The organism is Haloterrigena turkmenica DSM 5511 (assembly GCF_000025325.1).
GTDB classification, from domain to species: Archaea; Halobacteriota; Halobacteria; order Halobacteriales; family Natrialbaceae; genus Haloterrigena; species Haloterrigena turkmenica.
In genome coordinates this window covers 2,508,925-2,524,217 of sequence record NC_013743.1, presented here as the reverse complement: position 1 = coordinate 2,524,217, position 15,293 = coordinate 2,508,925, and the positions used below count along the sequence as shown (strand labels likewise).

Genomic DNA, 15,293 nt, shown 5'->3' with positions numbered 1-15,293 from the left:
GAAGGGCGATGGGCGGCGAACGGCCGGATGGTGACCAACTCGAGGTCGGAACGCGGCGCTACTCCTCGGGTAGGTCGTCGATCAGCACGACGGCCTCGCCGTTGATGACGGTCGCGTCCTCGTCCTCGTTTCGGATGACCGTCTCGAGGCGGTACTGATCGTTTCCGAGGTTCTCGACGATCTCGACGCGGGCGGAGACGCGGTCGCCGATCCCGACGGGGCCGCTGAACTCGAGGTCCTGGGAGAGGTAGATGGTGAGCCCGGGCAGCCGAGCCAGGGCGGCGCTGATGAGCCCGGACACGAGCGTGCCGTGGGCGATCCGTTCGCCGAAGCGGGTGTCGGCGGCGAACTCCTCGTCGAGATGGAGCCGGTTCGTGTCGCCGCTGACGTGGGCGAACGCGCGGACGTCGTCGTCGCTGATGACCTTCTCGAAGGTCACGATGTCGCCGACGCTGATGTGGGCCGGATCGTCGACGGTCCGGTCGAACTGCCAGTCGAGATTGGAGTGGTCGATCGACGGGATCGACGCGGGAACCGTCTCGGTCTCCGACCCGTTCGAGGCGGTCGGCGGCACCATCGCCGAGATGGCCGCCCGGTTCGCGGCGGTCGCGCTCTGGAGGAGGGTCTGTGTCATCGCCGACCAGGCATCGGTCATGGCAGCGAGGTTCCGTTTCGCAGCGTTCTGGTGGGACATCTATGGGTCGGTAAGCGTGTGGTCATTATGACTTCTTTGGCTTGAGCACACACTGTTACCGAGGGCCATCGCTAGTAATTTATGATTAGACGGCCTCTGGGTCCGGAATTACCATCAGTACAACCGACAGACAGGAATTTGTTGCCGATAACACTCGGTGATACGAGCGGTACTCGGAGACATCCGATCCGATAAGATCCATTAGATGGCATTAGATGGTATCTAGTGGAAACCCTTATGTGGTGAGCGCCCGTTGATACAGGTGATGACGGACGACTCCGACCGATCGCCCTGGTTCCCGCCTGCAATGTTCACCGAACAGATGCAGGAGGCGGGCGAGCAGGTTGCCGAATCCCAGCAGGAAATGTTCAAGAAGATGATGCAGGCCAGTAGCTCGAACCCGTTCGATACGGGCTCGAGTTTCGGTCCGATGAACATGGGAACGGCGACGTTCAAAGCCCGCGTCCAGAGCGGCGGTCGGATCAGTATTCCCGAACCCGAACGGGACGCCCTCGACATCGAAGAGGGCGACATCGTCCAGACCGTCGTCGTCCCCGTCAAACGAAACCGAGAGGATCAATCATGACTCAGAACCCATTCACCGCCGTCTTCGACGCACAGCGCACCGCACTCAAACAGTCCCAGAACCTCACCCACGACGCCCTCGAGGCACAGAAGACCTCGATCGGCGCCTTCGGCGACGCCGTCGAATCGTCGGGCGCGCTGTTCGAGTCCAACGCGGAACTGACCAAGGGCGCCGTCCACGCCTACTTTGACGCCCTCGAGGCCTCGCTGCCCGAGGAAGCCGCCGAGTTCGACGAACTCCGCGAACTCGTCGACGAAGGCTTCGACTCCGCGACCGAAGCGCAGTCCCAGTCGCTCGAGGCCGTCGTCGAGGCCATCGAGGAGTCCGAGGCCGCCTACGACGAGTTCGCCGCCAGCTACGCCGAAGTCGTCGACACCTCCTTCGACGCCTACCTCGAGGCCCACGAGCAGGTCGAGGAGAACGTCTCCGCCGCCGCCGAGAACGTCGAAGAGGCCGCCGAAGAGATCGACATCTCCGCATAACGAGCGAATCAGCCGCAGCCTTTTGCAGTTGGCTCGCTACTAGTATTCCAATGGCAGATTCACAGCCCCAGTCCCAGGAGTGGAACGAGGTCGTTGAACAGTGGAACGAACAGTTCATGGACGCCTTAGAGGAGAACATGGAAGCCCAGGCCCAGTTCGTCGAGAGCTGGTCTGACGCCGTCGGTGAGGCGACCGAGGAGAACGAGCTCTCCGACGGCGTCGACGGCTACGCCAAGGCCTACGAGACGTGGATGAACGCCTCCCAGCAGATGGTCGAGCGGATGAACGACCAGGTCGAGGGCGAGGACGTCGACGTCGAGGAGTTCCGCGACATCTGGCTCAACACGGCCAACGAGGCGTTCAAGGACGTCATGTCAACGACCGCCTTCGCGAAGATGACCGGCGAGACCGTCGGTGACGTCCTCGAGATGCAACAGCAGGCCCAGGAGACTTCCCAGGAGACCCTGCGGACGCTCGGCTTCGCGACCGAGGCGGACGTCGTCGAAATCGGCGACCGACTGGTCGAACTCGAGCGCCGCCAGCACGACGTCGAGAAGAAAATCGACCGCGTTCTCGAGCACTTAGAGGAGCAATGAACAATCCGTTCGCGACCGCCCTGAACATGCAGCGCCAGGCCTGGGAGGCGACCGCCGATCTGGCCGAGAAGAGTCGGGTCGCCCCGGACCGCACCGAAACCGTCGAGAACATCGAGGTCGGCCAGACGCCCAGCGAGGTCGTCTACGAGGAGAACAAGCTGAAACTCCTCCACTACGAGTCCCAGACCGAAGAGCAACACGACGTGCCGATCCTCATCGTCTACGCGCTGATCAACAAGCCGTACATCCTCGACCTGCAGCCGGACCGCTCGGTGGTTCGGACCTTACTCGAGTCGGGCTTCGACGTCTACCTGATCGACTGGGGCGAACCCTCGAAGCTGGATCGCTCGCTGGGGCTGGACGACTACGTCAACCGCTACATCGACAACTGCGTCGATGTCGTCCGCGAGCGCTCCGGTCAGGAGTCGATCAATATCCTCGGCTACTGCATGGGCGGCACGAAGTCGGCCATGTACGCCTCGCTGTACCCCGAGAAGGTCAAGAACCTCGGGCTGATGGCCGCGGGCCTCTGTTTCGCCGGCGAGGGCGGCGTCCTCGAGCTCTGGGGCGGCGAGGAGTTCTACGACCCCGAGACGGTCACCGAGACCTTCGACAACGTGCCCGCCGAGTTCTTAGACGTCGGCTTCGCGCTGATGGACCCCGTCGCGAACAACGTGACGAAGTACGTCCGGTTCTACGACAACATGGAGGACGGGGACTTCGTCGAAAACTTCGCCCGGATGGAGCGCTGGCTCGACGAGGGCATCGACGTCGCCGGCGAGGCCTACGAGGAGTTCATCCGCGACATCTACCAGGACAACAAGCTCTACAACAACGAGCTCTACCTGGGCGGCGAACACGTCGACGTCTCCAACATCGACATGCCGGTCCTCCAGATCGTCGCCGAGTACGACCACCTCATCCCGCCGGGAGCCTCCAAGCCGTTCAACGAGGTCATCGGCTCCGACGACACCGAGGTCATGGAGTTCGCGACGGGCCACATCGGGATGTCCGTCTCCTCGCGCAGCCACGAGGAACTCTGGCCGCAGGTCAGCGAGTGGTTCGAGGAACGGTCGAACGGTACGGATGTCGAATCCAAGCCTGAGACGCCCGAACCCGAGACGGAAGACGCCGCACTTGCAGAAGACGTCGCCGGCGACGAGTCGGGTCCTGAGGACCTCGCCGACGGATCGGGCCTCGAGACGGACGCCGAGAGCAGTACCCAGGCCGAACTCGACGCCGAGACCAGCGACCGCCACGGCGAGGACCGATCGGACGAGGAGATCGTCGAACGCGGCGAAGACGACGTTCAGGAAGAGCCCGCCGAACCGGGCGAGATGAACGTCGACGCGGACGTCGTCGAGGAGGTCACCGACGAGGACGTCGACGCCGGGTCGGCGATCGAGTCCGAGACCGACGACCTGACGGACCTCGACGGCGTCGGACAGGCCTACGCGGATACGCTGGCCGAGGCCGGCATCGAGACGTTCGAGCAGTTAGTCGACGCCGATGTCGCCGAACTGGCCGCCGAGACCGGGATCTCGCCCAGTCGTATCGAAGACTGGATCGAACAGGCCGAAAGTCGATAACTCGATGCGGCTGTCGGGGACGCTCGCGGCCCGCTCGAGGTCCTCGTCTTCGCTCGAGCGGCCCACGAACCATTATTCCAGTTGTATGTACTGATAACCAATAGGTCGTTATTTATCGGCGGCCGTTGAAGCGGTGAGTCATGTCCATGGATGGGCGAACCTGTATCATCACCGGCTCGGCACGCGGCATCGGTCGGGGGATCGCGGAGTACCTCGGCGCAGAGGGTGCGAACGTCGTCATCAACTACCGCTCCTCGGAAGACGCCGCCCAAAGTGCGGTCGACGCGATCGAGGACGCCGGCGGGAGCGCCGTCGCGGCCCAGGCCGACGTCACCGACCGCGAGGAGGTCGTACACATGCGGGAGGTCTGTCACGAGGCGTTCGGTCCGGCCGACGTCCTGGTCAACAACGCCGGCATCACGGCCGACGTGCAGTTCACCGAGATGTCCCGGGAGGACTGGGACCGAGTGATGGACGTCAACCTCGGTGGGATGTTCAACTGCACCCAGGAGTTCTTCGACGACATCTGGAACGCCCACGAGGGCCGGCTGATCAACATCTCGAGCGTCGTCGGCAAACAGGGGAACTTCGGCCAGGCCAACTACGCCGCCGCGAAAAGCGGTATGTTCGGCTTCACCCGAACCATCGCCCTCGAGCTCGCGAAGGGGGGCTCGACGGCCAACTGCGTCGCCCCCGGCTTCACCCGAACCGACATGCTCGAGTCCGTCCCCGATCAGGTCTTAGAGCGGATCGTCTCGGGGATCCCGCTCGAGCGACTGGCGGAGGTCGAGGACATCGCCGCAGTCGTACGATTCCTCGCCAGCGAGGACTCCTCGTACGTCACCGGCGAGGTGATCGACGTCAACGGCGGGATGGACCTCTAGGCACCGCCGATCCCGATCCCGTCCGTGACGGCCGCTGTATTGTGATTCGACCGACCTGTTCTCGAACCGATCGACGGATAGCGAACGCGCTGTTCACGACTCCGAATGTCCGAAGGTTCGGGGGTCGACGTCGTAACAGACGATGGCCGCCAGCGGAACCAATACCACGAACAGCAGGAGTGCGACCGGGGCCGTGCTGTACGGATCCGGCGGCGTGATCGACGTCGAGAACAGGACCGCGGTTATCCCGCCGATACCGACCGCGCCGAGCACTCGCTCGGTCCGTCCGGGCGGATCGGTCCGGTCGGGAAGCCGACGCCGATACACCGCGTACGCCGGTCCCCCGATCGGGGGTAGGAGGAAGACGGCCGCGCCCCAGCCGATCGCGTTCGCGCCTCGAGCCATCGCGTCCTTGTAGACCGCGTAGTAGAGACACCCCGCCGAGACCGGCACGAGCAGGAGGACGATCGCCACCGGCAGAAGTCGGGGCTCGATCGACGGCATCAGTCGTTCGTCTCTCACCGACTGTCAAAATAGTAACCATCTGGCCCTACTACGCTAGCATTGCAGTTCCAGGTCGGTCTGGGTCAGTATGTCGAGTCGGCTCGGATCAGTATCGCTCGAGCACGCTGAGAAGAGACGCCTATCGGTCCGCTGGGACGGCGACCGTCGAGAGATCCGACACCGTCTCGCGCGTCTCCGTGATGAGCGCCTCCACGACCGCCCGCGCGGACCGAACCTCGTCGACGCCGCCGACGCTCTGGCCGGCGTACAGCGCCATCGACTCGATATCGCCCCCGAGGTCGGGCGTCGCCAACGCCTCATCGTACCGCTCGATGGGTTCGCCGTTGCCGTCGTTCGTCTGCGCCACGACCTCATCTTCGCCCGGTCGCTCGCCGATCGGGGGTTCACCGGCCGCCCGCCAGCGCTCGAGGGTCTCGTTCTCGAGCACGCGGTGGGGCATCCCCGACCAGCCCTTGTCGTACAGGGTCGTGTACGCGGTGTCGGTCTCGTCGCTCTCGCGGAGCCGCCGCTGATACTCGTCGTGGACGTTCGCCTCCTCGCACGCGACGAACCGCGTGCCGAGCCACGCGCCGTCCGCGCCGAGTGCGAGCGCCGCGGCGATGCTCCGGCCGTCGGCGATCCCACCCGCCGCGACGATCGGCACCGCGTCGCCGACCGCGTCCGCGACCCGCGGAACGAGCGCCGTCGTCGCGACCTCGCTCTGGACGTGGCCACCGGCCTCGAGGCCCTGCGTAACGACGACGTCGACGCCGGCTTCGACGGCCTCGCGTGCGGCCGCCGCGCTGCCGACGGTCTGCATCACTGTCGCACCAGCCTTGTGGACCCGATCGACGTATGGAGCCGCGTCGCCGAACGAGAAGGAGACGATCGGCGCGCCCGCCTCGAGGACGGCCTCGAGATGCGTGTCAGTCTCGAGAATCGTCGTCGCATCGTCCAGCGCGAGGTTGACCGCGAACGGCTCGTCGGTTCGCTCGCGAGTCTCGCGGATCACTGCACGGGTCTCCTCGAGGTCGCGCCACGTCACCGCGAGATGGCCCAGCCCGCCCGCGTTCGAGACCGCGGCGGCGAGCTCTGGAGTGGTCGCACTCCCGATCGGCGCCTGCACGATCGGGTACTCGATCTCGAGGGCGTCACAGAGCGGTGTCCGGAGCGCCATATACGCGCTCCGATTCGCGTCACCGGTATTTCACTTCTGGTGTTTCTCCTTCGTCACCACCCGCACGTTCTCGATTCCGGTCTCGGGGTACTGCCCGTCGTCGTCCTTCTCGACGGCCTTGACCATGTCCCAGACGACGTTGAGCCCGGTCGTGACGCCCTCGAGGGCCTCCATCTCGCAGCCCGTCTTCCCGGTCGTCTCGACGGCGACCTCGAGTTCGACCCGGTCCTCGTCGAGTTCGAAGTCGGTATCGACGTTGGTGATCGGAATCTGGTGGCACATCGGGATCGTCTCCCAGGTGTGTTTGACGGCCTGGATCGCGCCGACGCGGGCAGTCGCGAGCACGTCGCCCTTTCCGATCTGGTCGTCGCGGATCGCCTCGATCGTCGAGGACTGCAGGCGGATCTCCCCGGCCGCGACCGCGCGGCGCTCGCTGTCGGGCTTGTCGCCGACGTCGACCATCTGGACGTCGCCCTCGTCGGTGGTATGGGTGAGGTCGTCGGCGTCGGTGTCGGACTCGGCGTCCGCCCTCGGGTCCGGATTCGAGCCCTCGGCCGGCGTCGGCTCCTCAGACATCCCCGTCACCCCCGTTCCACAGGACCGCGGGAAGTTCCTCGAGCAAATCCGACGCGAGGAAGCCGTGTTCATTGCGCTCGGCGAGCCGTTCCCCCGTGATCCCGTTGACGTGGGCTCCCGCCGCGGCGGCGTCGAGCGGTTCGGCGTGCTCGAGCAGGGCGGCGACGATCCCCGCCAACGTGTCGCCGGTGCCGCCGACCTTCATACCGACGGTGCCCGAGCGGCTGATCCGCGTGCGCTCGCCGTCGGTGATCACATCGTTTGCCCCCTTCGCGAGGACGACGTGACCGAGTTCGGCCGCGAATTCCTCGATCTCGTCCGCCGCCGACGCCAGATCGTCGGTGTCCGGGCCGCCCATCCGCGCCAGTTCACCGCGGTTTGGCGTACAGACCAGCGTCGCGTCGGTCTCGATCTCGGGGACGACCTCGAGGGCGTCGGCGTCGACGACGGCCCGTCCCGTGTACGCGGAGAGGAACTGGCGGGTCGCCTCGAGGGTCTCGTCGGCGGTGCCGAGACCGGGGCCGATGACGACGACGTTGTCGTACTCTTCGGCCGTCTCGAGGAGATCGTCGGCTACATCGGGCGTGAGCACGTCCTCCTCATAGGGCTGGACGATGAGATCCTCGCTGTAGCCCTGAATCTCGCCGGCGACGGCGTCGGGCGCGGCGACGAAGGCCAGTTCCGCGCTGGCCCGCAAGGCGGCCTGGGCGGCCAGCGCCGGCGCGCCGGTGTAGGGACCCCCGCCGATGATATTCGGCCGTCCCTCGCGAGTATCGGGCCGCGCGAGGTCGACGTCGCCGGGCCCGACGAACCGCTCCGCGGCGGCCGGGATGCCGATGTCCGCGACCGTGAGCTCCGCGTCGAGGTCCTCGAGTCCCAGTTTCGCGTCGTGAAACGTGACGACGCGGTCCGCGTTGACGCCGTTGTCCGCGTGATCGCCTCCGTCGGCGTCGAAGCCGGAGGGGACATCGACCGCGACGACGGTCGCATCGGCCGCGTTGATCTCCTCGGCCGCGGTCGCCGCGGGCTCCCGGAGGTCACCGCTGATCCCCGTCCCCAGCATCGCGTCGACGACGACGTCGCAGTCGGGGAGCTCGAACCCGCTCGAGTCCGTGATCTCCCGCGTGTCGTACTCGGCCCGCTGGAGGGCCTCCCAGTTCTCGCGGGCGATCTCCGTGCCGATGGTCTCGGCCCGGCCGAGCAGGAGGGTCGTCACGTCGTGCCGGTCCAGAAACCGGGCGGCGACGAACGCGTCCCCGCCGTTGTTGCCTCGCCCGGCGACGATCGCGACGCTCGAGCCCGGCTCAGCGACGTCCCGGACCGCGCGGGCGACGGCGTTCCCGCTCGACTCCATCAACTGCTTTCGCGGCACGCCAAGCGCCGCGGCGTTCTCGTCGACGGCGCCCATCCGCTCGCCTGTGATCATGGCTGGGGGTTCGACGGGCCGTCCGTTCAACGTTGCGGACCGAATTTCGGTAGCGTCGTGACTCGCGCCGGAACCCGACAAACATCGTTAGGCGATAGGCCCAATCCACTCGAGCCTCAATTACCGACGTGAACGTCTTTTGGCTCGACGAGGACCCGCGGCTCGCCGCGCGCTATCACTGCGACCAGCACGTCAATAAGCTGCTGCTCGAGGCCGCTCAGGTGCTGTGTACCGCGGCCCGGGAGAACGGCTACGAAGCCGACTTCCTCTATCGGCCGACCCACGTCGACCACCCCGTTACGACGTGGGCGACGGAATCGCGGGCGAACTGGCTCCGCCTGCGCGACCACGCCGAGGCCCTGAACGCCGAGTTCGTCGAGCGCTACGACAAGGACGACGACCACGCCTCCTGGGGGGTGATCGAGCGGATCGATCCCGACGCGATTTCGTTCCCCGCCGCCGAGCCGACGCCCCGGCCCCAGACGATGCCCGACGAGTACAAACGCCCCGGCGATCCCGTCGCGGCCTATCGAGCCTACTACGCCGGCGAGAAGGCCGACTGGGCCGAGTGGAAGTACTGCGAGGAGCCGCCGTGGCTCGAGACGTATTTGGTCGAGTCCATGTGACCGCTCGCTCCGATCGTGCCGCAGTCATCGCGTTCCACGGCGCAGGTGCTGTCCGTTACGGTACACTTATCTGAGGTAGTGGTGTCAGTATCCTACGATATTCCCGCCGATCGCCTCTCGCCACTCGATCGTCTCCGACGACGCGAATCCCTTCACGCGAGCCTACGTGGACGTCGCCATCTACGACGACCCGGTCGACGACGACCCGCTCTACGAGGGGCCGATCGTCGTCCACGCCAACGGCTGGATCGAACTCGAGGGGGACCGACTCCTCTCCCCGAGCGCGGTCCATCATATCGACGTCTACGACGACGACGAGGTCGCCGAAGCGGGGACCGAACGCGACGACTCGGGAGTCGGACGGTCCGACTGAGTCGGCGCCCGATCGCGTACCGGTTCAGTACCGGATTTCGAAGCCGTCCTCGCCCTGTGGCTCCTCGTAGTCGACCTCGACGTCCGCGACGTCGGCCGCGGGACTGCCCGTGTGACACCACTCGGCCATCCCCTCGACGGCGTCCTCGGGGCCCTCGAAGATCGCCTCGACGCGGCCGTCGTCCAAGTTCTTCACCCAACCGTCGACGCCCTTCTCGCGGGCCGTGTCTCGAGTGTTCGCGCGGTAGTAGACGCCCTGTACCGTACCGGAGACGAAGACGTGTGCGCGGGTTCGGTCCGCCATGTGCGAGGGGTCGACCGCGAGCGACAAAAAGCCGACTCTACGACGCGAGCGCTACCCGACCGACGCCACGCCGCGGCGCGCGCTGTCGGGCGTCCGAGCGAAGCGAGGTGCGAGCCCTGCGAGCACCTCGAAAAGCGAGCGGTGACTGGAAGGAACCGTGAGCGATAGCGAGGGCGGCCGACGACGTTGCGCGAGCGAATCGGTTGGGGAGGACGCGGAATTCCCCGTTGCCACGATTAGGAGCGTTCCAGTCTCGACCGTACCGTCATCACTCGAGTCCGTGCATGATATCGTAACGGAGACACGTGCTCTATCGATGTCCACCGTGTACAGCACTTCGACAAGGCCTTTGGAGACCGCCTCGAAACCGAGTACGGCTATCGGACGCGACAGCTAAAGCGAGAGCAGACCGCGCTCGAGGAGTTCCGCTGATTCGACGCCGGCCGCGATACACAACGATCACGCTATGGGTATCATCGAACGCATCGAAGACGAGTATCTCGACGTCTCGGGTAGCCACGCAACGCTCCGAGAGCTCCTCGAGTTGCTCGTCGGTGCGATCTTGTTCGTCCTCATTGCGAGCGGACTCGCCTACTATCTGGTCGGCGAGACGGCAGCCCGCTACGTCGCGGTTGGGCTCGCGGTTATCTTCGCTGTCACGATCATCTCGCAGGCATACTGGGCGATGACTGGGCGCGAGGACTACGACTGAGCCACCAGCCGGCAGCGGGAGCCGACTGAACGACGCTACTCACGCCGAACGTTCGTACCGCCGAGAGCCGACGATCATGTGGGCGGTGAGGCCGAACACCGCGACGACGAAGACAAGCCAGACGAGGTCCGTGTCACCGAAGGGCTCCGCGTGCTCGACGACGGCGATGAGCACCAGAAGCGCGGCGACGAACAGCGTGTTCGTCCCGACGAAGTCGGCCAGTCCTGCCTCGTCGGTGACGCGGTCGGAATCGTAGCCCGCGATCAGCCGCACCATCCCGAAGTACTTGATCGCGATTCCGAGCGCGCCGACGAACCCGGCGGCCGCGAGCAGCGCAAGGACCGATCCGTCGACCATACGAAGATATGGACAGCCCGTTCACAAAATCGTTCCGCGCGGAACGCGAACTCCGTCATTTGCCGGTCCACACCGTCATTCACCGGTTCGAAGGTGGTGGAAGATGTACGTTTGCGCGTAGCCGGCGTACTCCCCGCCCAGTTGCTCGCGGATCGCCCGCGAGGTCGCGGCGTAGGAGCCCCGGTCGCAGTCGGGGTAGTACTCCTCGACGGCCGATTTGAGCCACGTGTCGAGGGGAACGGCCTCGTCGAACCCCAGCGAGAACAGGAGCACGCAGTCGGCCACTTTGTCGCCGACGCCGACGAAGCGGGTCAGATACTCCCGCGCGGCCTCGTACTCGAGGTCCCGGGCTTCCTCGGGGTGGGCCTCGCCGTCGGCCACCAGCTCGGCCGTGCGAACGACGTAGGGGGCGCGGTAGCCGAGCCCCAGATCGCGCAGTTCGCTCTCGGTCGCCGCCGCGAGTTGGGCCGGCGTGGGGAACGCGTGGTAGGTCTCGCCGTCGAACGCGATCGCGTCGCCGTACTCGGCGGCCAGCGTCGAGACCATCGCGTGGATCCGGCTGACCCGCATCTGCGTCGAGCAGATAAACGAGATCAGACAGCCGAAGGCCGGATCGTCGACCAGTCGCATCCCGCGGTGGGCCTCGTAGGCCTCACGGAGGAGGGGGTCGTCCGGCGCCGCGTCGACGATCGCCTCGAGGTCGTCGTCTAAGCGCAGGAGCCGGCGGACGAGGGGCTCGGCGTCGGTCGTCGACTCCCACTCGAGACGGCCGGTCGTCGCGTCGGCCGCCACGCCGGCGGTCGGATCACCGTCCGGCCCGCCGCGGCGGCGAACCCGGATCACCTCGCCGTCGACGACCGTATAGTACCACGCCTCCGGCGCCGGCGACCCGCCGTACATCTCGCCGTCGCTGCGCCGCCAGAGGTAGCTCTGTCCGCTCTCGAGCGTGCGATACAGGTCGAGACCACCCTCGAGTTCGTCGACCGGAATCGTCCCTGTCTCCATCTAGCCGTCCGTTCGGGGGCGCGGGCTTTTGCCTTTCGAACCGACGGGGCGGGAAGGTAGCCGTCTCGTCGAGTCGGCCGCTGAGTGGGTGCTATTCACTAGCTATCCAGCCGACGGGGCGCTCGCCGGGCAGAGCTAGCTCTCGAACAGAGTGTCCTGTCTCCTGAGGCGAACTTTCATACTGGATGCGACACAATATCCGTGTATGGACTGCAGGGTTGTCGTCGAAGCCGCCGTGCCGGTGTTCGATGTGGAAACGCCGGACGAGGCGATTCGCATCGCCATTTCGAAGACGGGTGAGATGCTGAACCCTGACCTGAACTACGTCGAGATCAACATGGGCGAGCGCACCTCTCCATCGGGAGAGGAGCTCCCGCCCGCCTTCATCGCGGCCGACGAGGCGCTGGTCGCGCTCGAACTGGAGATGACCGTCTTCAACGTCGAGCGCGAGGAACACGCCTCCCGAATCGCGCGCAAGGAGATCGGCCAACTCCTCGAGAACATTCCACTCGAGGTCCTCAGCGTCGAGGAACTCGAGGAAGACGAAATTAACGATGAGTCGGAAACCGAGACGGAGGAGTCGTCGACCGCGGAGACCGACGGCGACGAGACGGACGACGACGAGGAGATCCTCCCCGAGTTCGAGGATCTGGTCGAGTAGCTGATTCTCCCGGTGTGTGTTCGCGACCGAGACGCACAGCAATGAACAGGAGCCCGACGATCACAATGGATAGCGGTGTGCGTATCGTGACACGTAGCAGAATGGCGCTCGTTACCAACGAGGCTCACACCGATCCAGCGTAGCGACGCAAAGACGAGTCTCGCCAGTCAGCGGTTGCGTTATCGAAGGAGATGTCGTCTGTTTCAGTCCGCAGTAGCGGCGACTGCTTCCTGCTCCCCCTCGCGCATGTTCTTCGTGATTCCCCCGGCGAGCGCGAAGACAGCAGCTTTGTGATCAGTTTTCGACTTGTGGATTGATGTCGGTCGGATACCCCGCGACTCGTACTCCTCGAGGTCGATAGTACAGTCATCCCACTCCGCGCACTGGTTCGATACCTCCGCAAGAAGGCCGTGAAGGTGAATGAGCTCCTGCTTCTTCATAACCATGCAATCCTACCCACTGCAGGGTTATATTATTATCTTGAGTCGCGTTAGCACGGGACCTGAGTTCAGTCGACAGGATGTCACCAGCTAGGACTCACGGAATGGTATCCCTACCCGGACCAAATCGCTCGAAGGAAGCACGTACAATGCGGTATTACACGAATAATAAGCGCTTTCGTCGGGGGGTTGAACGCTCCAGTCAGGTTCGGTAAACGGTCACTACCGCTGGACACTGACGCGAGTGAACTGGAGAAGTGGGCAGATCGCGCTCGCCACCGCAGGGGGCCTGATCGCTAGCCGAGTTGTTTCAACGTCTGGAGATCCCGATCGGTTCGCGTGAACTCGGACATCCGCCGCGAGGCGTGACAGCCGGGACAGTGAAACATGTCGGCGGCAGCGGGGAGTTCACCGGGAGAAATCTGCCAATCTTTCGTACATTCTGGACACAACAGTTGCACGGTCGTCTCGTCCATGCTATGGCATTCCACACCGTGCCTCAAAAGTGTTGTCGCTTCCTAATCAGCCGTTCATCGCACCCGAGGTCGAATCGAAACCGCCGATGACAGACCCCGAAACATGTCGTTTACGCCGGGGCTGCCGTGTCGGAGGCCTCGAGCAGTTCCTTGTAGCGGTTGCGGATGGTGACCTCGGAGATGCTGGCGACTTCGCTGACGTCGTTCTGGGTGACCTTCTCGTTGGTCAGCAGGGCAGCGGCGTAGACCGCGGCGGCCGCGAGGCCGACCGGCGATTTGCCGCTGTGGACGCCCTCCTGGCGCGCGGACTCGAGCAGTTCGCGGGCCATACGTTCGGTCTCGTCCGAGAGATCGAGGTCGCTGACGAACCGCGGTACGTAGTGTTCGGGGTCGGCCGGCTTGACCTCGAGGCCGAGTTCCCGGATGATGTATCGGTACGTGCGGGTCAGCTCCATCTTCTCGACGCGGCTGACCGCCGAAATCTCGTCGAGCGAGCGGGGAGTGCCCGCCTGTCGGGCCGCGGCGTACAGCGACGCGGTCGCGACGCCCTCGATGGAGCGTCCGGGGAGGAGATCCTCCTCGAGCGCGCGGCGGTAGATCACGCTGGCGGTCTCGCGGACGTTCTCCGGGAGACCGAGCGCGCTCGCCATTCGGTCGATCTCGCCCAGCGCCTGCTTGAGGTTGCGCTCCTTGGAGTCGCGGGTGCGGAACCGCTCGTTCCAGGTGCGGAGGCGCTGCATCTTCTGACGCTGGCGACTCGAGAGGGCTCGCCCGTAGGCGTCCTTGTCCTGCCAGCCGATGTTCGTCGAGAGGCCCTGGTCGTGCATCATGTTCGTCGTCGGGGCGCCGACGCGGGACTTCTCGTCCTTCTCGGCGGCGTCGAAGGCTCGCCACTCGGGGCCGCGATCGATCTCGTCTTCCTCGACGACGAGCCCGCAGTCTTCACAGACCGTCTCGGCGTGTTCGGCGTCCGAGATGACTCGGCCGCCACACTCGGGGCAGCGCTCTTGCTCCCCCGACTCCTCTGTCGTTTCCTCGCTCTCAGCCTCGCCTGTGTACGTTTTGATGGTGGTGTCTGTCATGGTGTGCGTATCGGGTGCGTTACTCGGGGCTCCCGGGTGGGGTAACCAGAAGAAACCCGGTCGCCTCAGCTAACATAGGGTAAGGCCGTAAGGCATATAAAGCTTTCGCCCATCTTATAAACTGTTCGGATTTTCTATTATATATGTTGCGGTTATATTGCTGTTACTCGTGCGGATTCCGGGGTCGCCGCCGCGACGCGGTCCCCCGGCGACCCGGCGGTGAGGGGTGACCGCCGGCAAGCTCAGCACGACCCGACCAGCACGTCCCGTTACCATTGCAGTTGACCGTACAACAGCGACCTACAGAAGTGTAGTGTCCAACTGTATTGGTATCATCTCGCCGTCCGCGCTCCGTCCGCTGATTCTCGACCCCGACGCGACTGTCTGTCCGAGAGCGGGCCGCTAGACCGTAAACAGGTGGCCCTCCGTCGGCACGTCGAACAGGCCGATTCGGGCGCCCGCGTCGAGCCACGCGTGGCCGTAAGAGAACGACGCCAGCGCGTTGACGAGGTCGTCCCCCTCGCGGAAGTGACGACCGTCCTCGAGGTACGACGCCGCCATCTCGTAACACTCCGCCGCCGCCTCGGCCATCGGCGTCCCCTCCGGCGGCGCGACCGACGCCGCCTCGAGGGCCTCCGCGAGCAACTCGCCGTAGCGATCCGTCTTCTCCTCGAGATCCGCAGCCATGGTCGATACTCGTCGGTCGGGACCGTAAGTGCGTTGTCTCGCTCGGCTGTCGTCGGC

General features: G+C 65.2%; 21 protein-coding genes. 9 read left to right on the top strand and 12 right to left on the bottom strand.

The features are described from left to right. Positions 1-58: 58 nt before the first annotated feature. Complete coding sequence (locus tag HTUR_RS12135; RefSeq protein ID WP_012943619.1) at positions 59-694, bottom strand: MaoC family dehydratase; 636 nt, start codon at positions 692-694, stop codon at positions 59-61. A gap of 265 nt (positions 695-959) precedes the next feature. Here HTUR_RS12135 and HTUR_RS12130 point away from each other — a divergent pair, with 265 nt between their 5' ends. From HTUR_RS12130 to HTUR_RS12110, 5 genes are all read left to right on the top strand, one after another. Continuing rightward, on the top strand, positions 960-1,280 hold the full coding sequence (locus HTUR_RS12130) for an AbrB/MazE/SpoVT family DNA-binding domain-containing protein (RefSeq protein WP_049941722.1): 321 nt from the start codon (positions 960-962) through the stop codon (positions 1,278-1,280). Beyond that, on the top strand, positions 1,277-1,762 hold the full coding sequence (locus HTUR_RS12125) for a hypothetical protein (protein ID WP_012943617.1): 486 nt from the start codon (positions 1,277-1,279) through the stop codon (positions 1,760-1,762). Before HTUR_RS12130 ends, HTUR_RS12125 begins: the two co-directional genes overlap by 4 nt. Positions 1,763-1,812: 50 nt before the next feature. After that, entirely contained in the window at positions 1,813-2,358 is a 546-nt protein-coding gene (locus HTUR_RS12120; RefSeq protein WP_012943616.1) for a poly(R)-hydroxyalkanoic acid synthase subunit PhaE, read from the top strand. After that, complete coding sequence (gene phaC, locus HTUR_RS12115) at positions 2,355-3,947, top strand: class III poly(R)-hydroxyalkanoic acid synthase subunit PhaC (protein WP_012943615.1); 1,593 nt, start codon at positions 2,355-2,357, stop codon at positions 3,945-3,947. Before HTUR_RS12120 ends, phaC begins: the two co-directional genes overlap by 4 nt. Positions 3,948-4,087: 140 nt before the next feature. Then, complete coding sequence (locus tag HTUR_RS12110) at positions 4,088-4,831, top strand: beta-ketoacyl-ACP reductase (RefSeq protein WP_012943614.1); 744 nt, start codon at positions 4,088-4,090, stop codon at positions 4,829-4,831. A gap of 93 nt (positions 4,832-4,924) precedes the next feature. Here the strand turns inward: HTUR_RS12110 and HTUR_RS12105 are convergent, their stop codons facing one another. The 4 genes from HTUR_RS12105 to HTUR_RS12090 form a co-directional block, all read right to left on the bottom strand. After that, the gene (locus HTUR_RS12105) at positions 4,925-5,335 is read right to left on the bottom strand and encodes a hypothetical protein (RefSeq protein WP_012943613.1); all 411 of its coding nucleotides are present in this window, start codon (positions 5,333-5,335) and stop codon (positions 4,925-4,927) included. A 139-nt stretch (positions 5,336-5,474) separates the two neighbouring features. Next, the gene (locus tag HTUR_RS12100) at positions 5,475-6,512 is read right to left on the bottom strand and encodes an NAD(P)H-dependent flavin oxidoreductase (RefSeq protein WP_012943612.1); all 1,038 of its coding nucleotides are present in this window, start codon (positions 6,510-6,512) and stop codon (positions 5,475-5,477) included. A 30-nt stretch (positions 6,513-6,542) separates the two neighbouring features. Then, positions 6,543-7,088 carry a cyclic pyranopterin monophosphate synthase MoaC gene (moaC, locus tag HTUR_RS12095; protein ID WP_012943611.1) on the bottom strand — a complete coding sequence of 182 codons (546 nt, stop codon included), beginning with the start codon at positions 7,086-7,088 and terminating at the stop codon, positions 6,543-6,545. Next, complete coding sequence (locus tag HTUR_RS12090) at positions 7,081-8,514, bottom strand: bifunctional ADP-dependent NAD(P)H-hydrate dehydratase/NAD(P)H-hydrate epimerase (protein WP_012943610.1); 1,434 nt, start codon at positions 8,512-8,514, stop codon at positions 7,081-7,083. The genes moaC and HTUR_RS12090 overlap by 8 nt, the downstream gene beginning before the upstream one ends. Before the next feature lie 128 nt (positions 8,515-8,642). Between HTUR_RS12090 and HTUR_RS12085 the strand changes: the two genes are divergently transcribed. Together HTUR_RS12085 and HTUR_RS12080 are read left to right on the top strand one after the other, a co-directional pair. After that, positions 8,643-9,140, top strand: coding sequence for a hypothetical protein (locus HTUR_RS12085; RefSeq protein ID WP_012943609.1), 498 nt, complete (start codon positions 8,643-8,645; stop codon positions 9,138-9,140). A gap of 166 nt (positions 9,141-9,306) precedes the next feature. Beyond that, positions 9,307-9,513, top strand: a complete 207-nt coding sequence (locus HTUR_RS12080) for a hypothetical protein (protein ID WP_012943608.1) — start codon at positions 9,307-9,309, stop codon at positions 9,511-9,513. 24 nt (positions 9,514-9,537) lie between these two features. Here HTUR_RS12080 and HTUR_RS12075 read toward each other — a convergent pair whose 3' ends face one another. Then, entirely contained in the window at positions 9,538-9,816 is a 279-nt protein-coding gene (locus HTUR_RS12075; protein WP_012943607.1) for an acylphosphatase, read from the bottom strand. A 466-nt stretch (positions 9,817-10,282) separates the two neighbouring features. Between HTUR_RS12075 and HTUR_RS12070 the strand changes: the two genes are divergently transcribed. After that, positions 10,283-10,528 carry a hypothetical protein gene (locus tag HTUR_RS12070; protein ID WP_012943606.1) on the top strand — a complete coding sequence of 82 codons (246 nt, stop codon included), beginning with the start codon at positions 10,283-10,285 and terminating at the stop codon, positions 10,526-10,528. A gap of 39 nt (positions 10,529-10,567) precedes the next feature. On the opposite strand, the gene HTUR_RS12065 is transcribed toward HTUR_RS12070, so the two are convergent. Next, the gene (locus HTUR_RS12065; protein WP_012943605.1) at positions 10,568-10,885 is read right to left on the bottom strand and encodes a DUF3784 domain-containing protein; all 318 of its coding nucleotides are present in this window, start codon (positions 10,883-10,885) and stop codon (positions 10,568-10,570) included. 75 nt (positions 10,886-10,960) lie between these two features. Further along, the gene (locus HTUR_RS12060; protein WP_012943604.1) at positions 10,961-11,890 is read right to left on the bottom strand and encodes a DNA-3-methyladenine glycosylase 2; all 930 of its coding nucleotides are present in this window, start codon (positions 11,888-11,890) and stop codon (positions 10,961-10,963) included. Between the two features lie 205 nt (positions 11,891-12,095). On the opposite strand from HTUR_RS12060, the gene HTUR_RS12055 reads away from it, so the two are divergent. Beyond that, positions 12,096-12,551: a DUF555 domain-containing protein gene (locus HTUR_RS12055; protein ID WP_012943603.1), complete on the top strand. Its 456-nt coding sequence runs from the start codon at positions 12,096-12,098 to the stop codon at positions 12,549-12,551. Between the two features lie 203 nt (positions 12,552-12,754). Here HTUR_RS12055 and HTUR_RS12050 read toward each other — a convergent pair whose 3' ends face one another. The 4 genes from HTUR_RS12050 to HTUR_RS12035 all read right to left on the bottom strand — a co-directional run bounded on the left by HTUR_RS12050 (position 12,755) and on the right by HTUR_RS12035 (position 15,236). After that, positions 12,755-12,991, bottom strand: coding sequence for a UPF0058 family protein (locus HTUR_RS12050; protein ID WP_049914513.1), 237 nt, complete (start codon positions 12,989-12,991; stop codon positions 12,755-12,757). Between the two features lie 296 nt (positions 12,992-13,287). Next, entirely contained in the window at positions 13,288-13,467 is a 180-nt protein-coding gene (locus HTUR_RS12045) for a DUF7836 family putative zinc-binding protein (RefSeq protein WP_012943602.1), read from the bottom strand. A 110-nt stretch (positions 13,468-13,577) separates the two neighbouring features. Then, complete coding sequence (locus tag HTUR_RS12040; protein ID WP_012943601.1) at positions 13,578-14,549, bottom strand: transcription initiation factor IIB; 972 nt, start codon at positions 14,547-14,549, stop codon at positions 13,578-13,580. Positions 14,550-14,951: 402 nt separating this feature from the next. After that, positions 14,952-15,236, bottom strand: coding sequence for a DUF357 domain-containing protein (locus HTUR_RS12035; RefSeq protein WP_012943600.1), 285 nt, complete (start codon positions 15,234-15,236; stop codon positions 14,952-14,954). Positions 15,237-15,293: the final 57 nt, after the last annotated feature.

Excerpts from the sequence above, each read along its gene's own strand:
- HTUR_RS12135 (WP_012943619.1), bottom strand. The coding sequence starts at position 694 with ATGTCCCACCAGAACGCTGCGAAACGGAACCTCGCTGCCATGACCGAT.
- HTUR_RS12130 (WP_049941722.1), top strand. The coding sequence starts at position 960 with ATGACGGACGACTCCGACCGATCGCCCTGGTTCCCGCCTGCAATGTTC.
- HTUR_RS12125 (WP_012943617.1), top strand. The coding sequence starts at position 1,277 with ATGACTCAGAACCCATTCACCGCCGTCTTCGACGCACAGCGCACCGCA.
- HTUR_RS12120 (WP_012943616.1), top strand. The coding sequence starts at position 1,813 with ATGGCAGATTCACAGCCCCAGTCCCAGGAGTGGAACGAGGTCGTTGAA.
- phaC (WP_012943615.1), top strand. The coding sequence starts at position 2,355 with ATGAACAATCCGTTCGCGACCGCCCTGAACATGCAGCGCCAGGCCTGG.
- HTUR_RS12110 (WP_012943614.1), top strand. The coding sequence starts at position 4,088 with ATGTCCATGGATGGGCGAACCTGTATCATCACCGGCTCGGCACGCGGC.
- HTUR_RS12105 (WP_012943613.1), bottom strand. The coding sequence starts at position 5,335 with ATGCCGTCGATCGAGCCCCGACTTCTGCCGGTGGCGATCGTCCTCCTG.
- HTUR_RS12100 (WP_012943612.1), bottom strand. The coding sequence starts at position 6,512 with ATGGCGCTCCGGACACCGCTCTGTGACGCCCTCGAGATCGAGTACCCG.
- moaC (WP_012943611.1), bottom strand. The coding sequence starts at position 7,088 with ATGTCTGAGGAGCCGACGCCGGCCGAGGGCTCGAATCCGGACCCGAGG.
- HTUR_RS12090 (WP_012943610.1), bottom strand. The coding sequence starts at position 8,514 with ATGATCACAGGCGAGCGGATGGGCGCCGTCGACGAGAACGCCGCGGCG.
- HTUR_RS12075 (WP_012943607.1), bottom strand. The coding sequence starts at position 9,816 with ATGGCGGACCGAACCCGCGCACACGTCTTCGTCTCCGGTACGGTACAG.
- HTUR_RS12070 (WP_012943606.1), top strand. The coding sequence starts at position 10,283 with ATGGGTATCATCGAACGCATCGAAGACGAGTATCTCGACGTCTCGGGT.
- HTUR_RS12065 (WP_012943605.1), bottom strand. The coding sequence starts at position 10,885 with ATGGTCGACGGATCGGTCCTTGCGCTGCTCGCGGCCGCCGGGTTCGTC.
- HTUR_RS12060 (WP_012943604.1), bottom strand. The coding sequence starts at position 11,890 with ATGGAGACAGGGACGATTCCGGTCGACGAACTCGAGGGTGGTCTCGAC.
- HTUR_RS12055 (WP_012943603.1), top strand. The coding sequence starts at position 12,096 with ATGGACTGCAGGGTTGTCGTCGAAGCCGCCGTGCCGGTGTTCGATGTG.
- HTUR_RS12050 (WP_049914513.1), bottom strand. The coding sequence starts at position 12,991 with ATGAAGAAGCAGGAGCTCATTCACCTTCACGGCCTTCTTGCGGAGGTA.
- HTUR_RS12045 (WP_012943602.1), bottom strand. The coding sequence starts at position 13,467 with ATGGACGAGACGACCGTGCAACTGTTGTGTCCAGAATGTACGAAAGAT.
- HTUR_RS12040 (WP_012943601.1), bottom strand. The coding sequence starts at position 14,549 with ATGACAGACACCACCATCAAAACGTACACAGGCGAGGCTGAGAGCGAG.
- HTUR_RS12035 (WP_012943600.1), bottom strand. The coding sequence starts at position 15,236 with ATGGCTGCGGATCTCGAGGAGAAGACGGATCGCTACGGCGAGTTGCTC.